The sequence below is a fragment of the Corynebacterium sp. LK31 genome (genome assembly GCF_014335015.1).
GTDB classification, from domain to species: Bacteria; Actinomycetota; Actinomycetes; order Mycobacteriales; family Mycobacteriaceae; genus Corynebacterium; species Corynebacterium jeikeium_D.
Genome location: NZ_PDGW01000011.1, coordinates 60,747 through 86,238 on the forward strand (window position 1 = coordinate 60,747; position 25,492 = coordinate 86,238).

The following is a 25,492-nucleotide window of genomic DNA, read 5'->3' on the forward strand; positions in this document are numbered from 1 at the left end:
ATAGGATAGGCAATCGTGAATCCTGCTGATCTTGCTGTACTAGTCCGAAAAGTCACCGTCGAGGTTTTGACTGCCCACGATGCCGATGTCTCTATCGTGCCGGAAAACCCGACCGTCGAGCGTCCGCGTAACCCTGAGCACGGCGACTACGCAACCAATATCGCCATGCAGCTGGGCAAGCGCGTCGGCATGGTGCCGCGTGACTTGGCAACTGAAATTGCCACAGCGCTCGGCGCTTCTGAGGGCATCGATGAAGCAACCATCGCAGGCCCGGGCTTTATTAACATCCGCCTGGCCTCCGATGCCCAGGGCAAGATCGTCGAGGACGTCCTGGCAGCGGGGGAGAAGTGGGGCCATGCCGACTTCAACTCCAACCTCGACGTGAACCTGGAGTTTGTCTCCGCAAATCCGACCGGGCCGATTCACCTGGGTGGTACTCGCTGGGCAGCAGTCGGTGACGCTCTCGGTCGTGTCCTGTCTGCCACCGGTGCCAAGGTCACCCGCGAGTACTACTTCAATGACCACGGTCGCCAGATTGACCGCTTCTCCGACTCCTTGGTTGCAGCCGCTCGCAACGAGCCGACTCCGGAAGATGGCTACGGCGGAGAGTACATCCAGGACATCGCCGCTGCTGTGCTGGAGAAGAACCCGCAGGCACTCGAGGGCTCTGAGGAAGAGGTCCAGGAGCACTTCCGCGCCATCGGCGTGGACATGATGTTCGAGCACATCAAGAAGTCTCTGCACGAGTTCGGCACCGATTTCGACGTTTACTTCCACGAAAACTCGCTGTTCGAGTCCGGTCAGGTGGAAGCAGCTGTCAATTCCCTGAAGGAAAACGGCAAGCTCTACGAAGCTGACGGCGCATGGTGGCTGAAGTCCACCGATTACGGTGACGACAAGGACCGCGTGGTCATCAAGTCCGACGGCGACGCAGCCTACATCGCAGGTGACATCGCCTACGTTAAGAACAAGTTCGACCGCGGCCACAACCTGTGCATCTACATGCTGGGTGCCGATCACCACGGCTACATCGCACGTCTGCGCGCGGCCGCTGCAGCGCTCGGCTACAACGCCGATGGCGTCGAGGTGCTCATCGGTCAGATGGTCAACTTGCTTCGCGACGGCAAGGCTGTCCGGATGTCCAAGCGTGCGGGCACAGTGGTCACCTTGGACGACCTGGTTGAGGCAATCGGCGTCGATGCTGCTCGCTACTCGCTAATCCGTTCCTCCGTGGACTCCAGCCTGGATATCGACCTGGGGCTGTGGGCTTCGCAGTCCAGCGACAACCCGGTCTACTACGTCCAGTACGGTCACGCTCGTCTGTGCTCAATCGGTCGCCGTGCCGAAGAGGCCGGTGTGACCAGCGAAGACGCTGACTTCTCCCTGCTGGTAGAGGACCGCGAAGGTGAGCTCATCCGCACTATCGGTGAGTTCCCGGCCATCATCAAGTCTGCTGCTGACCTGCGGGAACCACACCGTATTGCCCGTTACGCTGAGCAGCTTGCCGGTGTCTTCCACCGCTTCTACGACACCTGCCAGATCCTGCCAAAGGCAGACGAAGAGGTATCCGAGCTACACCGTGCTCGTCTCGGCCTGGCTGAGGCTACCCGCCAGACGCTGGCCAATGCTCTGCAGCTGCTCGGTGTTACTGCACCTGAGCGCATGTAGTCGAACGCGCCCGTAAAACTACACCCCGTTGCTCCGCCCGGGTAACGGAGAAAGAGAGCTGTTTCGTGCCTATCGACGGCAATGGTTTCGAACTGGGTGGCTACACCCGACCCGACTCCACCCAATTTAATGAACTACCAGCGCATGTCTGGCCAACTACCGCCCGTCGTCGGGGCGCTGACGAAGAGAATCCCGGCTCGGTGGAAATTGGTGGCGTGAGCCTGGTCGACATTGCCAAGGAGTTTGGCACTCCGGTTTTTGTCGTCGATGAGCAGGACTTCCGCTCTCGCTGCCGCTCGATGGCCAAGGCCTTCCGCGGCGCGGAGAATGTCCACTACGCATCCAAGGCTTTCCTGTCGAAGACCATTGCCCGCTGGGTAATGGAGGAGGGGCTGCATCTCGATGTCGCCTCGGGCAACGAGATGGCTATCGCTCTGGCGGCGGGTTTCCCAGCCAAGGACATGACCTTCCACGGCAACAACAAGTCCACCGCTGAGCTGCGTGATGCTATCTCCGCTGGCGTGGGCAAGATTGTGCTTGACTCCCGTTCGGAGCTGCGTCGCCTGTCCCAGGTGGCGGCTGAAGCAGGCGTGGTGCAGGACGTGCTCGTTCGCGTGAAGCCCGGTGTGGAAGCGCACACCCACGAGTTCATTGCTACTGCGCATGAAGATCAGAAGTTCGGCTTTTCCCTCGCGTCCGGTTCGGCGCTGGAAGCTGCCAACCTCGTAGAAGAGGACGACAATCTGCGCCTGGTTGGTCTGCACTGCCACATCGGCTCCCAGATTGTCGATTCCGACGGTTTCATTCTCGCCGCCGAGCGCGTGTTCTCACTGGTGGAAAAGCTGGTCGAACGCCACGGCACTGAAATCTCGGAACACTTCAACACCCTCGACCTCGGTGGCGGTTTCGGAATCGCCTACACCGCAGGCGAGCAGCCCCTCGACGTTGCTCCGCTTGCCGACGAGATCCTCACTGCCGTAGACAAGCTTGCGCAGCGTATCGGCATTGCGACTCCGACAGTGGCTGTTGAACCAGGTCGTGCCATCGTTGGCCCGTCCATGGTCACGGTGTACGAAGTGGGCACTTTGAAGGATGTGACCATCGATGACGGCATGACCCGTCGTTACGTATCGGTCGATGGCGGCATGAGCGACAATATTCGTCCGGCGCTTTACGGCTCGAACTATGATGGTCGCGTTGTTAATCGCGAGGTGTCCGGTTCCAGGATTCCCACCCGCGTCGTCGGAAAGCACTGTGAATCGGGAGACATTCTGATTAACGATGCGAACTACCCGAACGACATTGTCGAGGGTGATCTGTTCGCGCTCGCTGCTACTGGGGCATACTGTTACGCAATGGCCAGCCGCTACAACATGCTGACGCGACCACCAGTAGTGTCGGTATGCGATGGTCAAGTGACCCAAATATTAAGACGAGAAACCGTACAAGACTTACTAAGCCTGGAGTGTGAAACGCCACGATGACTGCCGCAACGAATAATCCTGGAAAGGGCGAGGGCCACAAAGTTGGTGTCGCTATTTTAGGTCTTGGCACAGTCGGTACTGAGGTTTACCGCCTGCTCAACGAGAAGGCTGAGGACTTCGAGCGCCGCATCGGCGGACCGGTCGAGGTCGTTGGTATTGCTGTGAGCGACAAGACCAAGCCGCGTCCGAATGTGGATCAGGATCTTCTTACCGACGATGCTTTTTCGCTGGTTCAGCGCGATGACGTTGACCTGGTAGTCGAGGTCATCGGCGGCATTGATTACCCACGTCGCGTTGTGCTGGAGGCACTGCGTGCCGGCAAGTCGGTCGTGACCGCCAACAAGGCACTCGTCGCCGCTCACGGCGAGGAGCTCTCTGAGGCTGCCGATTCCTCGGGTGTCGACCTTTTCTTCGAGGCAGCTGTGGCTGCAGCTATCCCGGTCGTCGGGCCGCTGCGCCGTTCGCTGGCCGGTGACACTGTCAATAAGGTCATGGGTATTGTCAACGGCACTACCAACTTCATCCTTGATGCGATGGACTCCACTGGTGCGGACTACGACGAGATGCTGGCAGAGGCCACCCGCCTGGGTTACGCCGAGGCCGACCCGACTGCAGACGTCGAGGGCCACGATGCCGCTTCCAAGGCAGCTATTCTGGCCAGCCTGGCATTCCACACCCGCGTGACTGCTGATGATGTTCACTGCGAGGGTATTACCGAGATCACCGCTGACGACATCGCAGCCGCCAAGAGCGCAGACTGCACCATTAAGCTGCTGGCTACCTGTGAGCGGGTTACGGACGAAAATGGCAAGGAGTCCATTTCCGCCCGCGTGTACCCAGCGCTGATTCCACGTCGTCACCCGCTGGCAACTGTGCGTGAGTCTTTCAACGCTGTCTTCATTGAGGCCGAGGCCGCTGGTCGCCTGATGTTCTACGGCAACGGCGCTGGTGGTAATCCGACCGCCTCCGCAGTGCTCGGTGACCTCGTTGCAGCTGCTCGCAACATTGTCCACGGTGGTCGCGCACCGGGAGATTCCACCTACGCTAACCTGCCGATTCTCGACTTCGGTGACGTTCGCACCCGCTACCACATCGACCTGCACGTCGACGATCGCGTCGGAGTGCTTGCCGATGTCGCTCGTACCTTCTCTGATCACAACATCTCCCTGCGCACCGTCCGCCAGGAAGAGGGCGCCAACGGCGCTCGCCTGGTCATCGTGACCCACAAGGCACTGGAGAAGGATTTGGAAGCAACGGTCGATGAATTGCGCGCCAACGACGCGGTTTTGGCCGTCAACAACGTCATTCGTATCGAAGGAATGGATATCTAAATGGCACAGGAGCTTTTCCCGGGTCAGAAGGTCACCGTCACGGTTGCAGGTTCGTCAGCGAACTTGGGCCCGGGCTTCGACACCCTGGGGTTGGCAGTTGCGCTCTACGACATCGTCGAGGTCGAGGTCATCGAGTCCGGTGTCGTCGTTGAAATTCACGGCGAGGGCGAAGTCGACCTGCCGCGCAACGAATCTAATCTGGTTTTGCGCGCGATTCGCGCGGGCCTTCGCGCCGCAGGAGTCGAGGCACCGGGGCTGAAGGTTATTTGCCACAACACCATTCCGCAGTCGCGCGGTCTAGGCTCTTCCGCAGCCGCCGCCGTTGCTGGTGTCGCTGCCGCTAACGGTCTGGCGGGCTTCCCGCTTACCGATGACCAGGTAATCCAAGAATCCTCGGTATTCGAAGGCCACCCGGATAACGCTGGCGCATCCGTTCTCGGCGGGGCAGTGGTCAGCTGGACTGACAAGCCTGTCGATGGTCGCACCGCACCTCAGTACCGAGCAGTGAGCATTCCGGTGCATGAGTCCATTCAGGCGACCGCACTCGTACCGGCATTCCACGCCTCCACGAATGCAGTCCGTCAGGTGCTGCCGAGCGATGTTTCGCATGTCGACGCTCGTTTCAATGTCTCCCGTACTGCGGTTATGACCGCAGCGCTGCAGTCCCACCCGGAACTGCTGTGGGAGGGAACGCGAGATCGCCTGCACCAGCCGTACCGCTCCGACGTGCTGCCGGTGACCGCAGAGTGGGTCAACCGCCTGCGCAACCGTGGCTACGCGGCATTCCTCTCGGGTGCTGGTCCGACCTGTATGGTTCTGGGAACTACTGCAGTAGATGAGAAGATCTTGGACGATGCCCGCGAGGCTGGCATCAAGGTCATGGAGCTGGGAATCGGTGAGCCGGTTAAGGTCGTGGTCGACGGCTAAGCCGCAGCTGCGGCCAGGTGCCGGGCCAGTGGCTTAGCCTGCTACCTACTTTTCGCCCGGCCCCTTCAGTTTCACGATGCTGTACTGACCTGCGCTCAAGTGCGAGCGCAGGTCTTTCTTGTCGAACTTGCCCACTGAGGTCTTATCGATTGAGTCCACGAAGGCCCAGTACTCCGGCAGCATCCACTTTGGCAGCTTTGGCCGCAGTTCATCGCGGAGCATTTCAGCGGTCTCCTTGCTCTGTTCAACTTCCGGCATCAGCACCGTAATGGCCAGTGGGCGCTCACCCCACTTTTTATCTGGCATGCCGATAATCGCGCACTCGAGTACCTGTGGGCTTTCCATTACGAAGTTTTCCAGCTGAGCGGAGTAGATCCACTCACCACCGGAACGAATGACATCGCGAGCACGGTCATGAATAGTCAGGTAGCCGTCGTGAGTAATCGAGCCGACATCGCCAGTGCGGAGCCACCCGTCCTCGGTGAACTGTTCGCTAGCCTCGTCGACCTCCGCACCGCGGAAGAAGTGCGCGGTGCCTCCATCTTGAGCCTCCGGAGAGCTGTAGTAGCCTCCGGTGACCGTGTTGCCGCGCACCTGCAGCTCACCCTGGTTGCGGTCATGCAGGTCGAGCACGCGGTCGTTGTCATCAACAATGCGGAACTGCATGATGTCCGGGAAACGTCCTTGGCTGACACGGTAGCGTTCGCGGGCCTCACCGGAGGCGCCGTACGGAGGTCGTGCCACGGTACCGATAGGCGAAGTCTCGGTCATGCCCCAGAAGTGGATGACATCGACACCGTAGCGCTCTTCCCATAGCCGAATCAATGCAGGTGGGACAGGAGAACCGCCCGAGAAAATCTCCTGCAGACTCATGCGCTTCGGAGGATTGCTGAGGTAGTGTGCCATGAGGTTAATCCACAGCGTCGGCACGCCCTGAGCTACGCGCGGCATTGAGGTTTCGATGATTTCTGCCAGACGCGGTGCGGACAGGTCCGCGCCGGGGAAGATTAGCGACGCCCCGCACATGAAGGAGGCCAGCGGCACGCCCCAGGACAGGACGTGATAAATGGGCACACAGCAAAGCCACGGGTTTCCATGCGAGATGGCAAAGGAGTCAGTGGTGCGCATATTCAGGCTGTGCAAGTACAGCGAACGGTGGCTGTAGACGACACCTTTAGGTGCGCCCTCGGTGCCCGTCGAATAGCACATGGCTGCACCGGAGTTTTCATCGAGCTCAGGCCAGTCGAAGCGGCTGGGGCGTCCGTCGATGAGCGATTCGTAGGAGTACCACGGGATACCATCCGGCAGTTGCTCAGCCACGTCAGACAGATCACCGATACCGATAATGATGACAGCGCGGACGCGCGGGCAGTGCGGAAGAACCTCGGCGAGCAGTTCGATCTCGGTCGGGTCCGCGATGATGACCTGGTCATCGGCGTGATTGATAATGTGCACAATCTGATCCGGCATGAGCTGCTTGTTCAGCGGCTGGAATACCGCGCCCATGGAGGCGACGCCGAGGAAGACCTCGAAGTGTTCGGCGCAGTTGTACATCAGGGTAGCGATGCGCTGATCCCCGTCGATGCCGAGCTCATCGCGAAGTGCATGTGCCAGCGCACTAGCGCGTGCGGCGATGGCGGCAAAAGTGGTGGTCTCGGGGCCGTCACTGTTCCAGGAGGTCACCGGAGTCCGACCGTGAATGGTGCGACCGTATTCCACAATCTGAGCGATATTGAGAGGAATATGAGGCATCGTACTGCGCATGAGCTCTACAGTACCGACTCACAGCCCCGCGACCTAGCGAAACGCAGGTGAGAACTAGTGTTGCTACCTGACTATTTGGTGACTATCCTTGGGCAATAGGTCGTTTTCAATACGCGGCTAGATACGTACTTCTTCATGTACTCCGCATGCCGTTGACCTTCGCAGTTGTTCACACAACGCGATGGCGCAACGTGACATTGAAAACACATAAATCAGTAGTGCGACTACATAGTCTTGCGGTGCTGTGGACCTAAAATTTCCTAACCATCTTCAGCCCGGACGCTCGGGTTTGAGATGCGGAAATAATGTAGGCAAGATGCCTCGGTTTAGTTTCAACGTCGAGGTCTTTTGCCTGGCTTTTTCGATAGTTTCCCGTCAGCTGCGGCTACTTTTCCGCACGTGGTAAAGGTTCGACGACGGAGCACACGCGGTGGCGGGCAGTAAGAGCGAAAAAGTGTCAATGACATAGCCCCCTGTAGAGAGTGACTGCAGGGAAGGTCGATGAAAGGACATCCGTGACCGATACGGACACCACTGCCACGGCAGGCGGCCCAGAGAATCTTGCGGCCCTCCGAATGGCAGAACTGCGTGAAATCGCTTCCAGCAAGGGCATTCGCGGCATCTCCGCCATGCGCAAGCATGAGCTGATTGAGGCCATTAAGAATGGTGCCCCGGCTGCTGGTTCCGCTCCAGCTCGGAAATCCCGCGCGAAGAAGGCTGCGGCTGGGGCTGCGGATACCGGCTCCAAGGCGAAGGATGCCAAGGAATCGCCGTCGGAAAGCGCGGATAAGGGTTCCAGTAAGAGCGCCGACAAGAGCGACAAGGGCAACGACAAGCGAGACGACGCCAACGCGGATGGTCGCGAGGAGATGTCCCGTTCTCAGCAGCGTCGAAATCGTCGTAACCGTGCTCGTCAGCGCGAGCAGGAGAATCAGGACGATCGCAGCAACGATAGCCGCGACGATTCCGATAACGGCAACGACCGCGGTGATCGCAACGACAATCGCAACGATCGTAATGATCGTAATGACCGCGGTGATCGCAACGACCGTAATAACCGCAACGATCGCAACAACCACGATCGAGACAACGACGATGAAGGCCGCGGCAACCGCAACAACCGCCGCGGTCGCAACAACAATCGCAATAACCATGACGATGACGGTCGTGGCAACCGTAACCGCCGCAACCGTCGCAATCGCCGCGACCGTCGCGGACGCGATAACAACGGTGGGGGACACGGCGGTCAGGACGAGATCCGCGAGGATGACGTTCTCCAGCCGGTGGCTGGCATCGTCGATGTGCTAGATAACAAGACCGCATTCGTGCGCACGTCCGGATACCTGCCGGGCTCTAACGATGTGCTGGTGTCCGCGCAAATGGTTCGTAAGTACGGCCTGCGCAAGGGCGACGCCGTCACCGGTCAGGTCCGCATGCCGCGCGAGAATGGCTCGGGCCAGGTCACTCATGGCAACGGCCGTAATCGCCGCAAGTACAACCCGCTGGTCAAGGTTGAAACCGTAAACGGCATCGATCCGGAGCAGGCAAAGCAGCGCCCGAACTTCGCTAAGCTCACTCCGCTGTACCCGAACCGCCGCCTGCGCCTGGAGACCGAGCAGAAGATTCTCACCACTCGCGTCATCGACCTGATTATGCCGATTGGTAAGGGTCAGCGTGCGCTCATCGTTTCGCCGCCGAAGGCCGGTAAGACCACGATCCTGCAGAACATTGCGAACGCTATCGCGACGAACAACCCCGAGTGCTACATGATGGTCGTGCTTGTCGACGAGCGCCCGGAGGAAGTCACCGACATGCAGCGCAGTGTCCGTGGCGAGGTTATTGCTTCTACCTTCGACCGCCCGCCGTCAGATCACACGGCAGTGGCCGAGTTGGCTATTGAGCGTGCAAAGCGTCTGGTGGAACAGGGGCAGGACGTCGTCGTACTGCTGGACTCCATTACCCGCCTTGGCCGTGCGTACAACAACTCTTCGCCGGCATCGGGACGAATCCTCTCCGGTGGTGTGGACTCCAACGCTCTGTACCCACCGAAGCGCTTCTTGGGTGCTGCCCGAAACATCGAAGAAGGCGGCAGCCTCACCATCATCGCCACTGCGATGGTGGAGACCGGTTCCGCAGGCGACACCGTCATCTTCGAGGAGTTCAAGGGCACCGGTAACGCCGAGCTGAAGCTCGACCGTAAAATCTCCGAGCGCCGCGTGTTCCCGGCAGTGGATGTCAACCCGTCGGGTACTCGTAAGGATGAGCTGCTGCTCAGCACGGAGGAGGCTCGCATTATGCACAAGCTGCGCCGCATCCTCTCCGCGCTGGAGTCGCAGGCTGCTATTGACCTGTTGATTAAGCAGTTGAAGAAGACCCGGAACAATAAGGAATTCCTGATGCAGGTGGCTTCTTCTGCACCAATGGCCGCCGACGTTGATGTGGACGACATGCTTTAGCTGGGGTTAGCCGCAAACCACAGCACCAACCAGCATTTCACCCATCACAATCTGAAGGAATATTCAATGGCTAATCAGGTTTCCGCAGTTGACGACATCCTCTCCGAATACCACGGGCTTGAGGCGCAGCTGGCAGACCCCGAGCTGCACAACGACCCGAAGGCTGCCCGTAAGGTCGGCAAGCGCTTCAATGAGTTGCAGCCGGTCATTCAGACTCACAAGAAGTTGACTGAGGTCCAGGATGACCTGGAGGCAGCTCGCGAGATGGCATACGAGGACTCCGAATTCGCAGCTGAGGCTGAGCGTCTCGCTGCCGAGGCAGAGGAGCTCGAGGAAAAGCTCGCCGACCTGCTGGCTCCGCGCGATCCGCACGACAGCGATGACATCGTTATGGAGCTCAAGTCCGGTGCCGGCGGTGAGGAGGCAGCGCTCTTCGCAGGTGAGCTCGCTCGCATGTACCAGCGCTATGCAGAAAAGCACGGCTTTACCACCGAGATTCTCGGTCTGTCCGAGTCTGATCTCGGCGGCGTGAAGGACATGACTATGTCCATCCGAGCTAAGACTCCGTCCCGTGACGGTGCGTGGAGCGTGTTCAAGTTTGAAGGTGGCGTTCACCGTGTGCAGCGCGTGCCGGTTACCGAATCTCAGGGCCGTATTCAGACTTCCGCGGCTGGTGTGCTGGTCTACCCGGAGCCCGACGAGGTCGAAGACATCCAGATTGATGAAAAGGATTTGCGCGTTGACGTCTACCGCTCCTCCGGTAAGGGCGGTCAGGGTGTTAACACCACTGACTCCGCCGTTCGCCTGACGCACCTGCCGACTGGTCTCGTTGTTACCTGTCAGAAGGAACGCTCGCAGATTCAGAACAAGGCCCGCGCTATGCAGGTCCTTGCTGCTCGACTGCAGCAGATGAAGGAAGAGGAGATCGCCGAGGCCGCCTCTGACCAGCGTAAGTCTCAGGTGCGCAACATGGATCGCTCCGAGCGCATCCGCACTTACAACTTCCCGGAGAACCGCGTTTCCGATCACCGCATCGGTTACAAGGCTCACAACCTGGACTCGGTGCTGGGCGGCGACATGGATGACCTGCTCAAGGCCCTCCACGACGCGGAGCGCGCTGAGCGTCTTGAAGCCGAGTAGCCCCACGCCCGCAGAAAATAGCTCGCCGACGTTACCGGATTCCGTCCGTACTCTCGGCGAGCTGTTTCGCTATGCGCGTCGCACGCTTGACGACGCGGCGCTGGCTTCTCCGGATGCCGACGCGCGGGCGCTGTTTGCAGCTGCTATCAATGCGGGACCGGCAGACATCATCTTCCGCGGAGACGAACCGTACACCGATGAGGACGGTCGCAAGTATCTGGCCGAGGTACTGGCCCGCAGAGTGGCTCGTGAGCCACTGCAGCACATCCTCGGTACGGCGCCGATGATGAGCCTGGAACTACAGGTTGGGCCCGGTGTTTTTGTACCCCGGCCGGAGACGGAACTGCTCGCGCAGTGGGCAATCGATCGAGCCTGTGAACTGGTCGCAAGTGGCGTCGTCAAGCCGAAAATCGTTGACTTGTGTACTGGATCCGGTGCGTTGGCGTTGGCGATCGCCGATGCCGTACCCGAAGCGGACGTGGTGGCTGTGGAGCTCTCTGAGCGGGCACGAGCGTGGGCTGCGAAGAATATCGAGACGTACGGCGATGGGCGTGTGCGTCTGATTGCTGGCGATGTCACGGATGTTCAGCTGATTGATGATGGCGCTGAGCTCGCAGAATGGGTAGGCGAGACCGACATTGTTGTGTCCAACCCTCCATATGTGCCCGAAGACACCGAGGTTGCCCCCGAGGTGAGAGCTGATCCGCACTCTGCGGTCTTCGGTGGCGACGATGGGCTAGATGTCATTCGACCTATGATGAACCTAGTGGATGCGCTGGTGCGGCCGGGTGGAGTCATCGGCATCGAGCACGATGACTCTTCAGGAGACGATGTCAGTTCACTGCTAAAGGACACCTGGGATTACGCTGATGTAGAGGTCCACCGTGACTTTGCGGACCGTGACCGTTTTACGGTGGGACGCAAAAATTGATCTTAAAAGCAAACTTTGAAGCAGGAGCACAAATCTGATGAGCAGGATTATGGACTGCAGCACAGATGAAAACCGCGAACGCGCAATTGCAGCAGCAGTAGATGCAGTGAAGGCAGGACGGCTGGTCGTTATGCCTACCGATACCGTCTATGGTCTTGGCTGCGATGCCTTTGATAACCAGGCCGTTGCCTCCTTGCTGCGTGCCAAGCACCGCGGCCCGGATATGCCGGTACCGGTGCTCGTGGGTTCCTGGAACACGATTGAGGGGCTCGTCCGCGAATACTCACCAGCTGCTCGCACGCTGGTGGAGGCTTTCTGGCCGGGTGGCCTTTCGCTGGTTGTGAACCAGGCGCCGAGCTTGCCGTGGAACCTTGGTGATACCGCGGGTACGGTCATGCTGCGCATGCCGCTGCACCCAATCGCCATCGAGATTCTGCGCCGAACCGGTCCGATGGCGGTATCCAGCGCGAATATCTCCGGCCAGGCACCGGCCACCAATGCCGTGCGTGCCAAGCAGATGTTGGGTGGGGAAGCGGCTGTCTACGTCGACGGCGGCGAAGCCACGATTGGCACCCCATCGACGATTGTCGATATCTCGACTCCAGCGCCGCGGATTCTGCGCGAAGGCGCTGTGTCAGCAGCGGCGGTTGCCGAGGTTTTGAGTACTACGCCCGAGCGACTGCTGGGTCAGTAGTCTTGTCTACCTAAGGCTTTTCCTGTTTAGTATCTGCAGCGATTGTGTGGGTGAGTAGTACCTAGTGGCGGACATGAGCTTATTGGCAGCCCAGTCGGGTGGGGCAGGTGTGCCCATCCGCGAGCTCGCCATGCTCGTTTTAGTTTCCGCTGCTGTCAGTTATTTGCTCACTGGAGTGGTGCGTTATGTGCTGGTCCGTTCGGGCTGGTTGGATGCTCCCCGCACGCGCGATGTCCACGATATTCCGAAGCCCAGACTCGGAGGCGTGGCGATGTACTCCGGCGTGGTCGCAGCTATCGCCCTTGCCTCCGTGATGCCGGCCCTCAACCGTGGTTTTCCACCTATGACTCCAGATATGAGGGCAGTCGTGGCGGCCGCGTCGCTCCTGCTAATCGTCGGTATTTGGGATGACCTCTTTGACTTAGATGCCCTCACCAAGCTGGTGGGGCAGGTCGCGGCGGCACTTTTGATGTCATTTATGGGCGTCAACTGGTATCTGCTCTATATCCCTTTTAGCGGCGGCGCCACGCTCATTCTCGATCCAATCATGTCCACAGTGTTGACTGTCCTATTTACTGTGGCATTGATTAACGCCTTCAATTTTGTTGACGGCATCGATGGTCTCGCAGCTGGACTCGGCATGATTGCCGCAGCTGCAATCCTTGTCTATTCGATGGTCATGCTTCACGACCAAGGTGGCACCGTTTCCGCCTATCCACCCGCGATGATTTCCGCGTGCCTCCTCGGCGCTTGCCTGGGTTTCTTGCCGCACAACTTCGAGCCCGCACGCATTTTCATGGGCGATTCCGGTGCCATGATGATCGGCTTGCTGCTCGCTGCGGCATCGGTGTCGGCGTCGGGGCGCATCGCGCCCTCCATGTACGGCACCGCTGACGTCATCGCTCTAATCTCGCCGGTTGTGGTCGTCATCGCAGCAATTAGCGTGCCAATGCTCGACCTACTTCTCGCTGTCGTTCGCCGCGTCAGTCAGGGCAAGTCACCTTTCTCACCCGACAAAATGCATATTCACCACCGCCTCCTGTCGATGGGGCACAGTCATCGCCGCGTGGTGCTAGTGCTTTACCTATGGGTGTCGGTCGTCGCGTACGCCGCCGTTGCCACTACCATTTTCCCCTTTGAATTTGTCGCTCTCACCTTCGGAATCCTGCTTATCATCGCGGTTGTCTTCACCCTCCGCCGTCGCAATGCGCTTGCCGACGACCGTTCAACGGGAGCGCGTCCCAGAAGTGGAAGTGGGGTCCGGCAGGTTATAAGACGTCGACGTGGACGCAGAAGGTACAATCTTCGACCGTGACTGAAAAAACAACTCCGGAGCCCGAGTCTAAATACGACGATTCGCGGCGACCGCTGCTGGCTGCTGCTCGCTCGGGCGCAATCGCGCTCGCTGTGATTACCGTGCTTTCGCTGCTGGTCTGGGGTGGCAAAAACGGTATGCCCGGTGTCTGGGGCGTACTCCTTGGTGCGGGCATTAGCGGAAGCTTCGTATTGCTTACCGTTCTAGGCATCCTCTTTACTGCTCGAACTTCGCCGTCCGTCACGCTTGCCGTTGTACTGGGTGGCTGGTTGTTGAAGATTGTCGTATTGATCGGTGTCCTGGTTGTTATTAGAAATCTTGAGTTTTATGACAACATGACTTTCTTCGTCACTGTTGTACTCACGCTGATGGTGACGCTGGGTGCAGAAGTGTGGGGAATGTCGCAATCTAACCTCACTTATGTGCAACCAATGAAGGACGAATAGCTCGTTAATAACTTGTTGACCTGCTGAGAGGCTGCAATGCGCCTCTAAAACCGCAGGTAATAAGCATATTGTCCAGTTTGTGCAGAAGATGCCACAAATAGAGGCCGAAACCCACAGCGGGGGTCGGCCTCTTTGTTGGTTTCGGGGTCGGAAACGCGGGGGTGTACCGGGTGGGGAAAATGAGTCAGAACTGTTATCCTGAGTTTCGGGTAAGACGGCCTGTAGCGAAATAACTATCATTTCCACAGGTACGGTCCCCGTGAGCGCCGTGCTGATGAGCGAATGGAATCCGCGGCGCGACACGTTAAATGACGTCCTTCGCACCGCTTGACAATAGTTCTAGCGGCCCAATCACGGGAGAGAACGCTGAGCGTTACAACACTTGCCGAGATGCGGGGTGAGTTTCACTCACCCAACTTGCAGGAGGAGTATTTCCCGGGTGAACAATTTGGCGACTTCATTTTAGGTGGCAGTGGCGACTGGTACGCCATGGACCGCCTGATGATTGTTCGTCTTTTGATGGCCGTGATCGTCGCCGTGTTCTTCGTCGTCGCAATGCGTCGTCCGAAGCTCGTGCCGACTGGTCTGCAGAACGTTGCGGAGTTGATGCTGGACTTCGTCCGCATCCACATCGCGGAGGAGATTCTGGGTAAGAAGGAGGGGCGTCGTTTCCTTCCGGTTCTGGCCACCATCTTCTTCCTTGTTATCTCGATGAATATTGCGGCTATTATTCCTGGCCTCAATATTTCGCCGAACGCCCGAATCGGTATGCCACTGGTTCTGGCCCTGTTCGCATACGTTGCCTTCATTTACGCGGGCTCGAAGAAGATGGGCTTCTTCAAGTTTGTGAAGTCGGCAGTCGTTATTCCGAACTTGCCACCGGTACTCCACCTCATCGTGGTGCCGATCGAGATTTTCTCCAACTTCGTTCTCCGCCCAGTTACGCTGACCATCCGTCTGATGGCCAACATGCTGGCGGGCCACATGGTTCTAGTCCTGCTTTTCGGTGCCACGAACTTCTTCTTCTGGCAGCTGAATGGTTGGACCGCCCTGTCCGGGTTGACCCTTGTCGCTGCGGTAGCATTCACGCTGTTCGAGATGCTGGTGATTTTCCTGCAGGCATACATCTTTGCCCTGCTGAGCGCCGTCTACATCGAACTGTCGCTGCACGCAGACGAGCACTAACCCATAACTAATGAGGCCGCAACTTCGGCAACAAGGCCTCGCAAATTTAATAGCAAGACCCACTTGACCCACAAAAGCCCCGGGCCTACTTAGAACAATCTTTAATCCGGGGCCATCCTTTAAGAAAGGGAACGGTTCATAATGAACGACGTCATCCTCTCCGCCCAGGACGCTGTCCAGGCTGTCGACACCAACGCTGGCCTGAAGACCATCGGTTACGGTCTGTCCACCCTGGGCCCGGGCCTCGGTATCGGTATCGTCGCCGGCAAGACCGTTGAGGGTATGGCACGCCAGCCTGAGATGGCCGGCCAGCTGCGTACCACCATGTTCCTGGGTATCGCCTTCACTGAGGCTCTCGCCCTGATCGGCCTGGTCGCAGGCTTCGTTTTCTAAGTCCGGACCTTCAAGCGGAGAACACGTAAACCATGACAGATTTCACCTTTTTGCTAGCGGCGGGTGACCTCCCGATGGGAGAGTCCATTAACCCGCTGCTGCCAAAGACCTATGACATCGTCTGGTCCGTTGTCCCGCTGGTAGTTATCCTGGTTCTCTTCTGGAAGCTCGTTCTTCCGAAGTTCCAGGAGGTCCTGACCGAGCGGGAGGACCGGATTGAGGGCGGCATTGAACGCGCTGAAGCTGCACAGGCTGAAGCCAAGGCCGCTCTGGAAAAGTACAACAGTCAGCTCGCAGAGGCCCGTACTGAAGCAGCAAAGATTCGCGACGAAGCCCGTGCACAGGGTCAGCGCATCATTGCAGACGCTACGACCAAGGCTAATGACGAGAGCGCACGAATCATCGAGTCCGGTGAGAAGCAGCTCGCTGCCCAGCGTGAGCAGGTAGTCGCAGAGCTGCGTAAGGAAATGGGCCAGAACTCCATCAATCTCGCTGAGCGCCTTCTGGGCGAGCAGCTTTCCGACGACGTTCGTAACTCGTCGACGATTGACAACTTCTTGTCCAACCTTGACACCGTGGCCCCGGCCGGAAAGTAGGCGACATGCACGCAGCAAGCCGCGAATCCCTGGCAGCCCTTAGCCAGCGACTGGACGCCGCTATCGGTGGCGACAATGTCGCTGTTGCTCAGGCTGCTCAGACTGGTTCCGAGCTTTTCGACATCGTCGAGGTCCTGGACTCCGACCGCGGCCTGCGTGTCGCTGTCGCCGACACCTCGGCGACTGCGGAACAGCGTTCCGGCCTTGTCCGGAGCCTGTTCGCGGGCAAGGTATCTGAGACGACTCTTAACCTCGTCGTGGATGCTGCCGCGCAGGTATGGTCCACCCCGCGTGAAATGCGTGAGGGTTTGGTAGAGCTGGGCCGTCGAGCCCTCCTTCGCTCTGCCGAAGGCCAGGGACAGCTTGAGACTGTTGAGTCTGAGCTGTTCCAACTGGGACACATCCTGGCTGAGCAGTCGCAGCTTGAACAGCTGCTGGCCGACAAGGCCGCAACCCCCGAAGCCAAGCGTGGGCTCCTCGCCTCTGTGCTGTACGGCAAGGTCACTTCCGTGACCGAAACCCTGGCACTGCAGGCTGTTGGCCGCCCATCCAAGCGCCCCGCGGACGACATTGACTCCCTGTCCCGGCTAGCCGCCGGCCTGCGGAACCACGTCGTCGCTCGCGTGACCAGTGCCACGGCCGTCTCTGACGAGCAAGAGCGAGCACTGGCGGACAAGCTCGGCCGAGTCTACGGCAAGGCGATGTCCATCCACACCGTGATCGACAAGTCGATTCTCGGTGGACTGGTCATCCGGGTTGGCGACGAGGTCATCGACGGTAGCCTTTCAACAAAGCTTGAGAAGCTGCGCGTCGGCCTCGGCTGACGGATGGTTTAGACGATTAATCACTGGAAGAATATTACCGAGAGCAGGAAGAACATGGCGGAGCTGACGATCTCCTCCGACGAGATCCGTAGCGCGATTGCGAACTACACCTCGAGCTACTCCCCGGAGGCCTCCCGTGAGGAGGTTGGCGTTGTTATCAGTGCAGCTGATGGTATCGCCCAGGTTTCGGGAATGCCGTCGGTCATGACGAATGAGCTTCTGGAGTTCCCGGGCGGCGTTATTGGCGTCGCTCAGAACCTTGACACCGACAAGGTCGGCGTTGTGGTGCTGGGTAACTTCGAGTCGCTTAAAGAGGGTGACGAGGTAAAGCGGACGGGTGACGTCCTTTCGATTCCGGTCGGGGACAAGTTCCTCGGTCGCGTAATTAACCCCCTGGGCCAGCCGATTGACGGCCTGGGCGACATTGAGGCTGAAGAGGACCGCGTCCTCGAGCTGCAGGCACCGACCGTGCTGCAGCGTCAGCCGGTTGAAGAGCCGATGGCTACTGGTATTAAGGCCATCGACGCAATGACCCCAATTGGTCGTGGTCAGCGTCAGCTGATCATTGGTGACCGTAAGACCGGTAAGACCGCGGTCTGCCTGGACACCATTTTGAACCAGAAGGCTAACTGGGAGTCCGGTGACCCGAGCAAGCAGGTGCGATGCATCTACGTTGCTATCGGTCAGAAGGGCTCCACCATTGCTGGTGTGCGCCAGACCCTCGAGGAGCAGGGCGCACTCGAGTACACCACCATCGTTGCTGCCCCGGCGTCGGATGCCGCAGGCTTCAAGTGGCTTGCACCATTCGCAGGCGCCGCACTGGGTCAGCACTGGATGTACCAGGGCAAGCACGTCCTGGTCATTTACGATGATCTGACTAAGCAGGCAGAGGCATACCGTGCCATCTCGCTGCTGCTGCGTCGCCCGCCGGGACGCGAAGCTTACCCGGGTGACGTCTTCTACCTCCACTCCCGTCTGCTGGAGCGTGCTGCGAAGCTCTCCGACGACATGGGTGCAGGCTCGCTGACCGCACTGCCGATCATCGAGACCAAGGCAAACGACGTGTCGGCCTTCATTCCGACCAACGTCATTTCCATTACCGATGGCCAGGTCTTCCTCGAGTCCGACCTGTTCAACCAGGGTGTCCGCCCGGCTATTAACGTCGGTGTGTCGGTTTCCCGTGTTGGTGGTGCCGCACAGACCAAGGGCATGAAGAAGGTTTCCGGTAACCTGCGTCTGGACCTCGCGTCCTACCGCGACCTGGAAGCATTCGCAATGTTCGCATCCGACCTGGACGATGCCTCCAAGCGTCAGCTGGAGCGCGGTCAGCGTCTGGTTGAGCTGCTGAAGCAGAAGGAAAACCACCCGCAGCCGGTCGAGTACCAGATGACCTCCATCTACCTCGCTGGTGAGGGCGAATTCGACGATGTCCCGGTTGAGGACGTCCGTCGCTTCGAGGCCGAGCTGCTTGAGCACCTGCAGGACACTCAGCCTGCAGTCTTCGAGCAGATTGACGGCGGCGTCGCCTTCTCTGACGAGTCCAAGGCTGCTCTGAAGTCCGCTACCGCTAACTTCAAGAAGTCCTTCCAGACTTCTGAGGGCGCACCGCTGGCTTCCGAGGCTCCGGTCGAGGCACTCGACGAGGGCGAGCTCAAGAAGCAGCAGATTACGGTCTCCCGCAAGACTGCCCAGAACTAGGCAGGTTGAGCTACTCAATGACCGTTTTCGCAATTGAAGGGAGGGAATAGGACATGGCGAATCTTCGTGAACTTCGAGCCCGAATCAAGTCGGTGAACTCGACCAAGAAGATCACCAAGGCCCAGGAGCTTATCGCAACCTCGCGCATTACCAAGGCGCAGCGTCGCGTAGCAGACTCCCAGCCGTACGCCGACGAAATCGAGAAGGTCATCGGACGTCTCGCATCGGCTTCGTCGTTGGATCACCCGATGCTCGTAAAGCGTGAGGGTAACCAGCGTGTTGCAGTCCTGGTTGTCACCAGTGACCGCGGCATGTGTGGCGGCTACAACCACAACGTCCTGAAGAAGGCTGCAGAGCTGCGTACCGCTCTGGAAGAGCAGGGGCATGAGGTCGTTCTCTACGTGACTGGCCGTAAGGGCACCGACTACTACGACTTCCGTGGTGTCGAGCTCGCCGGTACGTGGGAGGGCTTCTCCCAGGATCCGGACTACGCCGCAACCCACGACGTGCGTCGTCACCTCATTGATGGTTTCAACGCTACGGCCGAGGGCACTGCCAAGTACCGCGAAGGCCTGCGTGGCACCAACGGCGAGGCCGTTCAGGGCTTCGACCAGGTCCACGTTGTCTACACGGAATTCGTGTCCATGCTTTCTCAGATTCCGCGTGCACACCAGATGCTCCCGATTGAGCCTGTGTACGAGGATGTCGAGATTGCTCAGGGCGAGGACATGCTGTCCGATGGATCAGATGACCTCAAGCCGGACTACGAATTCGAGCCTGATGCAGACACCCTGTTGGCAGAGCTTCTGCCGCAGTACGTGTCCCGTACCCTGTTCGCAGTGATGCTCGAGGCCGCTGCCTCTGAGTCCGCTGCCCGTCGTAACGCTATGAAGTCCGCGACGGACAACGCTACCGAGCTGGTCAAGGACCTCTCGCGTGTTGCTAACCAGGCACGTCAGGCACAGATTACCCAGGAAATCACAGAAATCGTCGGTGGCGCCGGTGCGCTCGACGACAGCGGAGAAAGTGACTAGATATGAGCACAGCTCTAAGTGAGCAGAACACCACCACGGCTGTGGGCCGTGTTGTGCGTGTCATCGGTGCCGTCGTCGACGTGGAGTTCCCGCGTAACGAACTGCCGGCACTTTACAACGCGCTGACCGTGGAAGTTACCCTTCCTTCGGTCGCCAAGACCATTGTCCTCGAGACTGCACAGCACCTCGGCGACAACATGGTTCGTACCATTGCTATGGCCCCGACCGACGGCCTGGTCCGCGGTGCAGAGGTCAAGGACACCGGTAAGCCGATTTCGGTTCCGGTTGGTGACGTCGTCAAGGGTCACGTCTTTAACGCAATGGGCGACTGCCTGGACGAGCCGGGCCTGGGTCGCGATGGCGAGCAGTGGGGCATCCACCGTGAGCCGCCGGCCTTCGATCAGCTCGAGGGCAAGACAGAGATTCTGGAAACCGGTATTAAGGTCATCGACCTGCTGACCCCGTACGTTAAGGGCGGCAAGATTGGTCTGTTCGGTGGTGCCGGTGTCGGTAAGACCGTTCTGATCCAGGAGATGATTACTCGTATTGCACGCGAGTTCTCCGGTACTTCGGTCTTCGCCGGTGTTGGTGAGCGTACCCGTGAGGGCACCGACCTCTTCCTGGAAATGGAAGAGATGGGCGTTCTCCAGGACACCGCCCTCGTCTTCGGCCAGATGGACGAGCCGCCGGGAGTCCGTATGCGTGTCGCGCTGTCGGGTCTGACCATGGCGGAGTACTTCCGCGATGTTCAGCACCAGGACGTGCTGCTCTTCATTGACAACATCTTCCGTTTCACCCAGGCCGGTTCTGAGGTTTCGACCCTGCTGGGTCGTATGCCTTCCGCCGTGGGTTACCAGCCGACCCTGGCTGACGAGATGGGTGTTCTGCAGGAGCGCATTACGTCCACCAAGGGCCGTTCGATTACCTCTCTGCAGGCCGTCTACGTGCCTGCCGATGACTACACCGACCCGGCTCCGGCAACGACCTTCGCCCACCTCGATGCAACCACCGAGCTCGACCGCTCGATCGCATCGAAGGGTATTTACCCGGCAGTGAACCCGCTGACCTCGACTTCTCGTATCCTCGAGCCGTCGATCGTCGGTGAGGAGCACTACCGCGTTGCTCAGCAGGTTATTAACATCCTGCAGAAGAACAAGGAACTCCAGGACATCATCGCCATCCTCGGTATGGACGAGCTGTCCGAGGAGGACAAGGTGACCGTGCAGCGTGCACGTCGTATCCAGCGATTCTTGGGTCAGAACTTCTTCGTTGCTGAGAAGTTCACGGGTCTGCCTGGTTCGTACGTCCCGCTGAAGGACACCATCGTTGCCTTCGACCGCATCTGCAAGGGCGACTTCGACAACTACCCGGAGATGGCCTTCGACGGCCTGGGTGGCCTCGACGATGTCGAGAAGAAGTACGCTGAAATGCAGAAGAAGTAAGGGGCATCCTCATGGCTGAAATCACCGCTGAACTGGTTGCCGTTGAGCGACCGCTCTGGAAGGGCAAGGCCACCTTGGTCTCTGCCCAGACCACCGAGGGTGAGATCGGCGTGCTGCCCGGACACCAGCCGTTGCTTGGCCAGCTGGTCAACAACGGCACGGTGACCATCAAGACCGCAGACGGCAAGGTTCTTGTCGCTTCGGTACAGGGTGGGTTCATTTCCGTGTCTACCTCGAAGGTTTCGATCCTCGCGGATAAGGCAATCTGGGCTGACGAGGTTAACCTCTCCGAGGCCGAGTCCAACCTGACTTCGGATGACCCTGCAGTAAAGGCACAGGCTGAGTCGGAGGTCCGCGCGGCTCGTCGCGCTTCCACCAACTAGTCTTTTCGCCTGAACATCCGGTCGCACGACCGTATTCTTCCTGCTTCTTTAAACGGGGCGGGGAGCTCGCAAGAGAAATCTTGCCAGCTTCCCGCCCCGTTTTTCTTAGTTATTTTTCATGTCAGTGCAACAATCGGGTAGGGTTTGTAAAAAGCCTCTAAAGCGCTTTTGAACCAAGGTTCGTCGTCTATTCACCCGGATGCGAGGCTGGCAGATAGTGTTTTCAAGCGTAACCATGATGTCAATCATGTTCATGATTATCGGTGCGATGTTGATCGTCGGCGGGGTCCTTGCCCTGTGGCGTTTCGCCAGCCTGCATGCAAAAGGTACTCCTGTTATTGCTCGTCGCCTTCCTGCAGGTGATGGCAGTCATTGGCGCCATGGTGTCATTGTTTATTCAGAGTCGACGTTGAAGATGTACAAGCTACGTTCGCTGCGTCCTGGCTGTGATGCCGAATTTGCCCGTCACGATGTCACTATTGTGGATCGCCGAGATCCGACTGACATCGAGGCGGGTTTTTTCGCGCCCGGGCTTCGGGTAGTCAGGATTAAAACGGGGAAAAATACCGAATGGGAGTTTGCCGTGGACTCGTCCTCGGACACTGCGCTGGTGGCGTGGGTGGAGTCGAAGCCGTCGTCACGCCAGACTCGTGAGTTTCCTACAGATATTGAGCGACGTTTCCGTTCGGCTTATAACCGTGGCCGAGGAAGTCAGTATTAGCCTCGGACGACAGGCTATTGCTAAGGCTCTAGTGGGTATTGTTTTCTCCCGCGCGGCAGTCACGTTAGGGTAGGGGAATGCGCCTTGTGATTGCTGAATGCACCGTTGACTATGTCGGTCGCTTGAATGCCCATCTGCCTCATGCCCCGCGCTTGCTGTTGGTGAAAGCTGACGGTTCTGTTTCTGTGCATGCCGACGACCGTGCATATAAGCCTCTGAACTGGATGACACCGCCGTGCACGCTGACGGAGAAGGAGATTCTCGACGAGTCGGGTGAAGACACTGGTGAAAAGCTCTGGGTCGTTGAGAATAAGAAGGGCGAGCAGCTTCGTATCACTATCGGCAAGGTGCTGGCTGATAGCACGTACGAACTGGGAGAGGACCCTGGCCTGGAGAAGGACGGGGTAGAAGCGCATCTACAGGAACTGCTTGCAGATCAGTTCACAACGTTCGGCGAGGGCTACACCCTGATTAGGCGCGAATACCCAACCCCGATTGGGCCGGTGGATCTGCTTGGCCGCGACGAAAACGGCGCCACTGTTGCAGTAGAGGTTAAGCGTCGGGGCGGTATCGATGGTGTTGAGCAGCTAACCCGTTACTTGGAGATGCTGAACCGCGATGAGCTGTTGGCACCGGTGGAAGGGATTTTTGCTGCCCAGGAGATTAAGCCACAGGCCAAGACTCTGGCAGAGGATCGTGGGATTCGCTGTGTGACCGTGGATTACGACGCCCTGCGTGGCCTGGAGTCCAATGAATTGCGGTTATTCTAGCCATGCCTAGGCGAAACCACAAGCGGCGCGGTAATCAACGAGGCAACCAACGCGGCGGGCGTAATAACCACGGCCAGAATCGCGGCAGCCTGCCCGCATTTGGCAGTTCTTTCCAAAACACCCGCACTGAATCCGGGCCTGCCGGTTGGCAGGACGTGGACTTTGCGGTGCGTAACATCAGCGCTGGCCAGTCGAACAAGGTTTATCGCTGTCCAGGGTGCGACCAGGAAATCATGCCCGGGACCTCGCACATCGTAGCTTGGCCGCAGGATTATGGTGCAGGCGCCGATGACCGGCGCCATTGGCACACTAACTGCTGGCGCAATAGAGCTCACCGCACTATCACGCGCCGCTGGGGATAGATTTACTTAGCCGGCTCAACGAGCTCCAGCAGGACGCCGCCGGCATCCTTCGGGTGGATGAAGTTGATGCGCGAACCTGCGGTACCGATCTTCGGCTCCGGGTACAGCACCCGGGTGCCCTGCTCCTTCAGGTGCGCCATCAGCGCCTCCAGATCAGTGACGCGAACTGCGTACTGCTGGATTCCTGGACCCTTCTTGTCCAGGTACTTTGCAATCGTGGACTGGTCATTCAGTGGCGCGAGAATCTGAACCAGAGTGCCACCTTCAACCTTGTCGGCCGGGCCGACCATGGCCTCGTGGACGCCCTGCTCTTCATTGACTTCATCGTGGTAGTTGATGAAACCAAGGTTTGCGCGGTACCACTCAATAGCGGCATCAAAATCCGGGACTGCGACGCCGACGTGATCGACAGCGACTACGTACTTATGGGGAACGGGAATCTGTGTCTCACTCATAGTTTCCAGGGTACTCGCTATTATCGGCGCCATGATTGTCGCATTTTCTGTTGCCCCCACTTTCTCCGATCCTGAGCAGGGAATGGCTGAGGCCGTTGCTGAAGCCGTGCGTGTTGTGCGCGAATCTGGCCTGCCCAACGAGACCAATGCCATGTTCACCCTTGTTGAAGGCGAATGGGATGAGGTGATGGATGTCATTAAGCGAGCCACGGAAGCAGTCAGCCGTGTCAGTCCGCGCACTTCTCTGGTCATCAAGGCGGACATTCGCAACGGATATACCGGGCAGCTGCGTGCGAAAGTGGATGCGGTCGAGGATGCGCTGAAAGCCACCGACTAGTCTCTTGTTCGGATTGGACACGTAGGCTCTACATAGGTCTTCACATAGGCTTTACGACGACACTGGAGAGGAACCCTTTTACGATGCCAGCTGGACATGGTCACGCCCATGGCCATTCTCATGGTCACTCGCATGGAGCACACGGTCACCGCGAGTGCTCGACTCCGCCACCACCGCCCGGCACGGTTGATTTGGAGCAGCTCCACCAGCGCGCCGAAGCCGAACGTAAACGCCGAGAGGAGATCGAGCGGGCAACCAGTGATCAGGGAAATGGGCTTCCTCCTGTAGTTGAGATTGCCCCGCAGACTCTTGAGGCAGAAGTCGTTCTGCGCTCGGAGCAGGTACCGGTAATTGTCTTGATCGGCATGGCTGGAGCAGCTGATTCGCTGCGTCTTCGGGCTGAGCTAGAAGGCATGGCTCGTGAGGCCAATTTGAACTGGATCCTGGCGTGGGCAGATGCTGAGGAGCATCCACAGCTGGCCCAGGCATTCGGTGTGCAGGCAGTGCCGACAGTCACGGCTGTGGCTATGGGCAGTCCCATTGGCATGTTTGTGGGTGAGAAAACCAGGGATTGGCTGGAGCAGTGGCTGGCGCAGGTTATGGAGGCCACTCGGGGGCGTCTCAAGGGGTTGCCGGCGGGAACTCGTATGGCTGGGGAGAGCAGCGGGCCGGAGGCTCCGGAGCCTACTGACTTCTTCGGCAATCCCGTACCCACCGATGACCCGCGTTTGGAGCAGGCCGAAGAGTTGCTCGAGGAGGGCAATTTCGACGGAGCGTTGGAGCTGTATGACGCTATGCTGCAGTCCGAGCCCGCAAATCAGGGGCTGAAGCGCGCTCACGCGAATGTGTCCTTCTTCGCCCGCGCTGCCAAAATCGATCGCAGCGCAGATCCAATTGCAAAGGCCGACGCTGCGCCGAAGGACGTCGCGCTCGCCCTCGATGCCGCGGATGTCACGATGCTTGTCGACGATCCAGCGAAGGCGCTCGATCGTTTGTTGAAGTTGCTCCCGCAGGTGTTTGGCGATGACCGTGAGGCCATCAAGTCGCGTCTACTAGAGCTGCTTGTGCTATTCGATACAGCAGATCCAGTGGCATTGGATGCACGCCGGAGGATGGCCAGCGCACTGTACTAGGAG

The 25,492-nt window shown here is 58.9% G+C and carries 24 protein-coding genes; 22 read left to right on the top strand and 2 right to left on the bottom strand.

Annotation, left to right across the window (positions count from 1 at the left end):
- Nucleotides 1-15 precede the first annotated feature (15 nt).
- From argS to thrB, 4 genes are all read left to right on the top strand, one after another.
- Nucleotides 16-1,668, top strand: coding sequence for an arginine--tRNA ligase (argS, locus tag CRD18_RS02570; protein ID WP_070866733.1), 1,653 nt, complete (start codon nucleotides 16-18; stop codon nucleotides 1,666-1,668).
- 65 nt (nucleotides 1,669-1,733) lie between these two features.
- Nucleotides 1,734-3,152, top strand: a complete 1,419-nt coding sequence (gene lysA / locus CRD18_RS02575) for a diaminopimelate decarboxylase (protein WP_049194100.1) — start codon at nucleotides 1,734-1,736, stop codon at nucleotides 3,150-3,152.
- On the top strand, nucleotides 3,149-4,483 hold the full coding sequence (locus tag CRD18_RS02580; RefSeq protein WP_016422448.1) for a homoserine dehydrogenase: 1,335 nt from the start codon (nucleotides 3,149-3,151) through the stop codon (nucleotides 4,481-4,483). Before lysA ends, CRD18_RS02580 begins: the two co-directional genes overlap by 4 nt.
- The gene (thrB, locus tag CRD18_RS02585) at nucleotides 4,484-5,410 is read left to right on the top strand and encodes a homoserine kinase (RefSeq protein WP_049190091.1); all 927 of its coding nucleotides are present in this window, start codon (nucleotides 4,484-4,486) and stop codon (nucleotides 5,408-5,410) included.
- 45 nt (nucleotides 5,411-5,455) lie between these two features.
- On the opposite strand, the gene CRD18_RS02590 is transcribed toward thrB, so the two are convergent.
- On the bottom strand, nucleotides 5,456-7,174 hold the full coding sequence (locus tag CRD18_RS02590; RefSeq protein WP_049172045.1) for a long-chain fatty-acid--CoA ligase: 1,719 nt from the start codon (nucleotides 7,172-7,174) through the stop codon (nucleotides 5,456-5,458).
- Between the two features lie 515 nt (nucleotides 7,175-7,689).
- Here CRD18_RS02590 and rho point away from each other — a divergent pair.
- From rho to nucS, 16 genes are all read left to right on the top strand, one after another.
- Entirely contained in the window at nucleotides 7,690-9,630 is a 1,941-nt protein-coding gene (gene rho / locus CRD18_RS02595; protein WP_070866734.1) for a transcription termination factor Rho, read from the top strand.
- Between the two features lie 66 nt (nucleotides 9,631-9,696).
- The gene (gene prfA, locus CRD18_RS02600; protein WP_005509382.1) at nucleotides 9,697-10,770 is read left to right on the top strand and encodes a peptide chain release factor 1; all 1,074 of its coding nucleotides are present in this window, start codon (nucleotides 9,697-9,699) and stop codon (nucleotides 10,768-10,770) included.
- Entirely contained in the window at nucleotides 10,757-11,701 is a 945-nt protein-coding gene (gene prmC, locus CRD18_RS02605) for a peptide chain release factor N(5)-glutamine methyltransferase (RefSeq protein WP_049194098.1), read from the top strand. Before prfA ends, prmC begins: the two co-directional genes overlap by 14 nt.
- Nucleotides 11,702-11,738: 37 nt before the next feature.
- Entirely contained in the window at nucleotides 11,739-12,395 is a 657-nt protein-coding gene (locus tag CRD18_RS02610; RefSeq protein WP_070866735.1) for an L-threonylcarbamoyladenylate synthase, read from the top strand.
- Between the two features lie 82 nt (nucleotides 12,396-12,477).
- Nucleotides 12,478-13,710, top strand: a complete 1,233-nt coding sequence (locus tag CRD18_RS02615; protein ID WP_224783720.1) for a glycosyltransferase family 4 protein — start codon at nucleotides 12,478-12,480, stop codon at nucleotides 13,708-13,710.
- Nucleotides 13,707-14,156, top strand: coding sequence for a hypothetical protein (locus CRD18_RS02620; protein WP_005509564.1), 450 nt, complete (start codon nucleotides 13,707-13,709; stop codon nucleotides 14,154-14,156). Before CRD18_RS02615 ends, CRD18_RS02620 begins: the two co-directional genes overlap by 4 nt.
- 390 nt (nucleotides 14,157-14,546) lie before the next feature.
- Nucleotides 14,547-15,341 (top strand): F0F1 ATP synthase subunit A, encoded by a 795-nt coding sequence (atpB, locus tag CRD18_RS02625; RefSeq protein ID WP_016422455.1) that lies wholly within the window; start codon nucleotides 14,547-14,549, stop codon nucleotides 15,339-15,341.
- 141 nt (nucleotides 15,342-15,482) lie between these two features.
- Nucleotides 15,483-15,734, top strand: a complete 252-nt coding sequence (locus CRD18_RS02630) for an ATP synthase F0 subunit C (RefSeq protein ID WP_016422456.1) — start codon at nucleotides 15,483-15,485, stop codon at nucleotides 15,732-15,734.
- A gap of 32 nt (nucleotides 15,735-15,766) precedes the next feature.
- Nucleotides 15,767-16,330: a F0F1 ATP synthase subunit B gene (locus CRD18_RS02635; RefSeq protein WP_005509352.1), complete on the top strand. Its 564-nt coding sequence runs from the start codon at nucleotides 15,767-15,769 to the stop codon at nucleotides 16,328-16,330.
- 5 nt (nucleotides 16,331-16,335) lie between these two features.
- Nucleotides 16,336-17,154, top strand: coding sequence for a F0F1 ATP synthase subunit delta (locus tag CRD18_RS02640; protein WP_048735245.1), 819 nt, complete (start codon nucleotides 16,336-16,338; stop codon nucleotides 17,152-17,154).
- A 54-nt stretch (nucleotides 17,155-17,208) separates the two neighbouring features.
- Nucleotides 17,209-18,852 carry a F0F1 ATP synthase subunit alpha gene (atpA, locus tag CRD18_RS02645; protein WP_005509387.1) on the top strand — a complete coding sequence of 548 codons (1,644 nt, stop codon included), beginning with the start codon at nucleotides 17,209-17,211 and terminating at the stop codon, nucleotides 18,850-18,852.
- 53 nt (nucleotides 18,853-18,905) lie between these two features.
- The gene (locus CRD18_RS02650; RefSeq protein ID WP_005509705.1) at nucleotides 18,906-19,886 is read left to right on the top strand and encodes a F0F1 ATP synthase subunit gamma; all 981 of its coding nucleotides are present in this window, start codon (nucleotides 18,906-18,908) and stop codon (nucleotides 19,884-19,886) included.
- 2 nt (nucleotides 19,887-19,888) lie between these two features.
- Nucleotides 19,889-21,328, top strand: coding sequence for a F0F1 ATP synthase subunit beta (gene atpD / locus CRD18_RS02655; RefSeq protein WP_005509621.1), 1,440 nt, complete (start codon nucleotides 19,889-19,891; stop codon nucleotides 21,326-21,328).
- Nucleotides 21,329-21,339: 11 nt separating this feature from the next.
- Nucleotides 21,340-21,711 carry a F0F1 ATP synthase subunit epsilon gene (locus CRD18_RS02660; protein WP_016422459.1) on the top strand — a complete coding sequence of 124 codons (372 nt, stop codon included), beginning with the start codon at nucleotides 21,340-21,342 and terminating at the stop codon, nucleotides 21,709-21,711.
- Nucleotides 21,712-21,928: 217 nt separating this feature from the next.
- The gene (locus tag CRD18_RS02665; protein ID WP_016422460.1) at nucleotides 21,929-22,432 is read left to right on the top strand and encodes a DUF2550 domain-containing protein; all 504 of its coding nucleotides are present in this window, start codon (nucleotides 21,929-21,931) and stop codon (nucleotides 22,430-22,432) included.
- Between the two features lie 77 nt (nucleotides 22,433-22,509).
- On the top strand, nucleotides 22,510-23,202 hold the full coding sequence (gene nucS / locus CRD18_RS02670; protein WP_101738705.1) for an endonuclease NucS: 693 nt from the start codon (nucleotides 22,510-22,512) through the stop codon (nucleotides 23,200-23,202).
- 364 nt (nucleotides 23,203-23,566) lie between these two features.
- Here nucS and mce read toward each other — a convergent pair whose 3' ends face one another.
- Nucleotides 23,567-24,019 carry a methylmalonyl-CoA epimerase gene (gene mce / locus CRD18_RS02675; protein WP_005509354.1) on the bottom strand — a complete coding sequence of 151 codons (453 nt, stop codon included), beginning with the start codon at nucleotides 24,017-24,019 and terminating at the stop codon, nucleotides 23,567-23,569.
- Nucleotides 24,020-24,050: 31 nt separating this feature from the next.
- Between mce and CRD18_RS02680 the strand changes: the two genes are divergently transcribed.
- The gene (locus CRD18_RS02680) at nucleotides 24,051-24,356 is read left to right on the top strand and encodes a thiamine-binding protein (RefSeq protein WP_049172056.1); all 306 of its coding nucleotides are present in this window, start codon (nucleotides 24,051-24,053) and stop codon (nucleotides 24,354-24,356) included.
- Between the two features lie 83 nt (nucleotides 24,357-24,439).
- Nucleotides 24,440-25,489, top strand: a complete 1,050-nt coding sequence (locus tag CRD18_RS02685) for a co-chaperone YbbN (protein WP_187406498.1) — start codon at nucleotides 24,440-24,442, stop codon at nucleotides 25,487-25,489.
- The last annotated feature ends 3 nt before the right edge of the window (nucleotides 25,490-25,492 follow it).

Bases quoted from the DNA above. Each gene is read 5' to 3' on its own strand.
- CRD18_RS02580 (WP_016422448.1), top strand. From the start codon at position 3,149: ATGACTGCCGCAACGAATAATCCTGGAAAGGGCGAGGGCCACAAAGTT.
- thrB (WP_049190091.1), top strand. From the start codon at position 4,484: ATGGCACAGGAGCTTTTCCCGGGTCAGAAGGTCACCGTCACGGTTGCA.
- CRD18_RS02590 (WP_049172045.1), bottom strand. From the start codon at position 7,174: ATGCGCAGTACGATGCCTCATATTCCTCTCAATATCGCTCAGATTGTG.
- prfA (WP_005509382.1), top strand. From the start codon at position 9,697: ATGGCTAATCAGGTTTCCGCAGTTGACGACATCCTCTCCGAATACCAC.
- CRD18_RS02610 (WP_070866735.1), top strand. From the start codon at position 11,739: ATGAGCAGGATTATGGACTGCAGCACAGATGAAAACCGCGAACGCGCA.
- atpB (WP_016422455.1), top strand. From the start codon at position 14,547: ATGCGGGGTGAGTTTCACTCACCCAACTTGCAGGAGGAGTATTTCCCG.
- CRD18_RS02630 (WP_016422456.1), top strand. From the start codon at position 15,483: ATGAACGACGTCATCCTCTCCGCCCAGGACGCTGTCCAGGCTGTCGAC.
- CRD18_RS02635 (WP_005509352.1), top strand. From the start codon at position 15,767: ATGACAGATTTCACCTTTTTGCTAGCGGCGGGTGACCTCCCGATGGGA.
- CRD18_RS02640 (WP_048735245.1), top strand. From the start codon at position 16,336: ATGCACGCAGCAAGCCGCGAATCCCTGGCAGCCCTTAGCCAGCGACTG.
- atpA (WP_005509387.1), top strand. From the start codon at position 17,209: ATGGCGGAGCTGACGATCTCCTCCGACGAGATCCGTAGCGCGATTGCG.
- CRD18_RS02650 (WP_005509705.1), top strand. From the start codon at position 18,906: ATGGCGAATCTTCGTGAACTTCGAGCCCGAATCAAGTCGGTGAACTCG.
- atpD (WP_005509621.1), top strand. From the start codon at position 19,889: ATGAGCACAGCTCTAAGTGAGCAGAACACCACCACGGCTGTGGGCCGT.
- CRD18_RS02660 (WP_016422459.1), top strand. From the start codon at position 21,340: ATGGCTGAAATCACCGCTGAACTGGTTGCCGTTGAGCGACCGCTCTGG.
- nucS (WP_101738705.1), top strand. From the start codon at position 22,510: ATGCGCCTTGTGATTGCTGAATGCACCGTTGACTATGTCGGTCGCTTG.
- mce (WP_005509354.1), bottom strand. From the start codon at position 24,019: ATGAGTGAGACACAGATTCCCGTTCCCCATAAGTACGTAGTCGCTGTC.
- CRD18_RS02680 (WP_049172056.1), top strand. From the start codon at position 24,051: ATGATTGTCGCATTTTCTGTTGCCCCCACTTTCTCCGATCCTGAGCAG.
- CRD18_RS02685 (WP_187406498.1), top strand. From the start codon at position 24,440: ATGCCAGCTGGACATGGTCACGCCCATGGCCATTCTCATGGTCACTCG.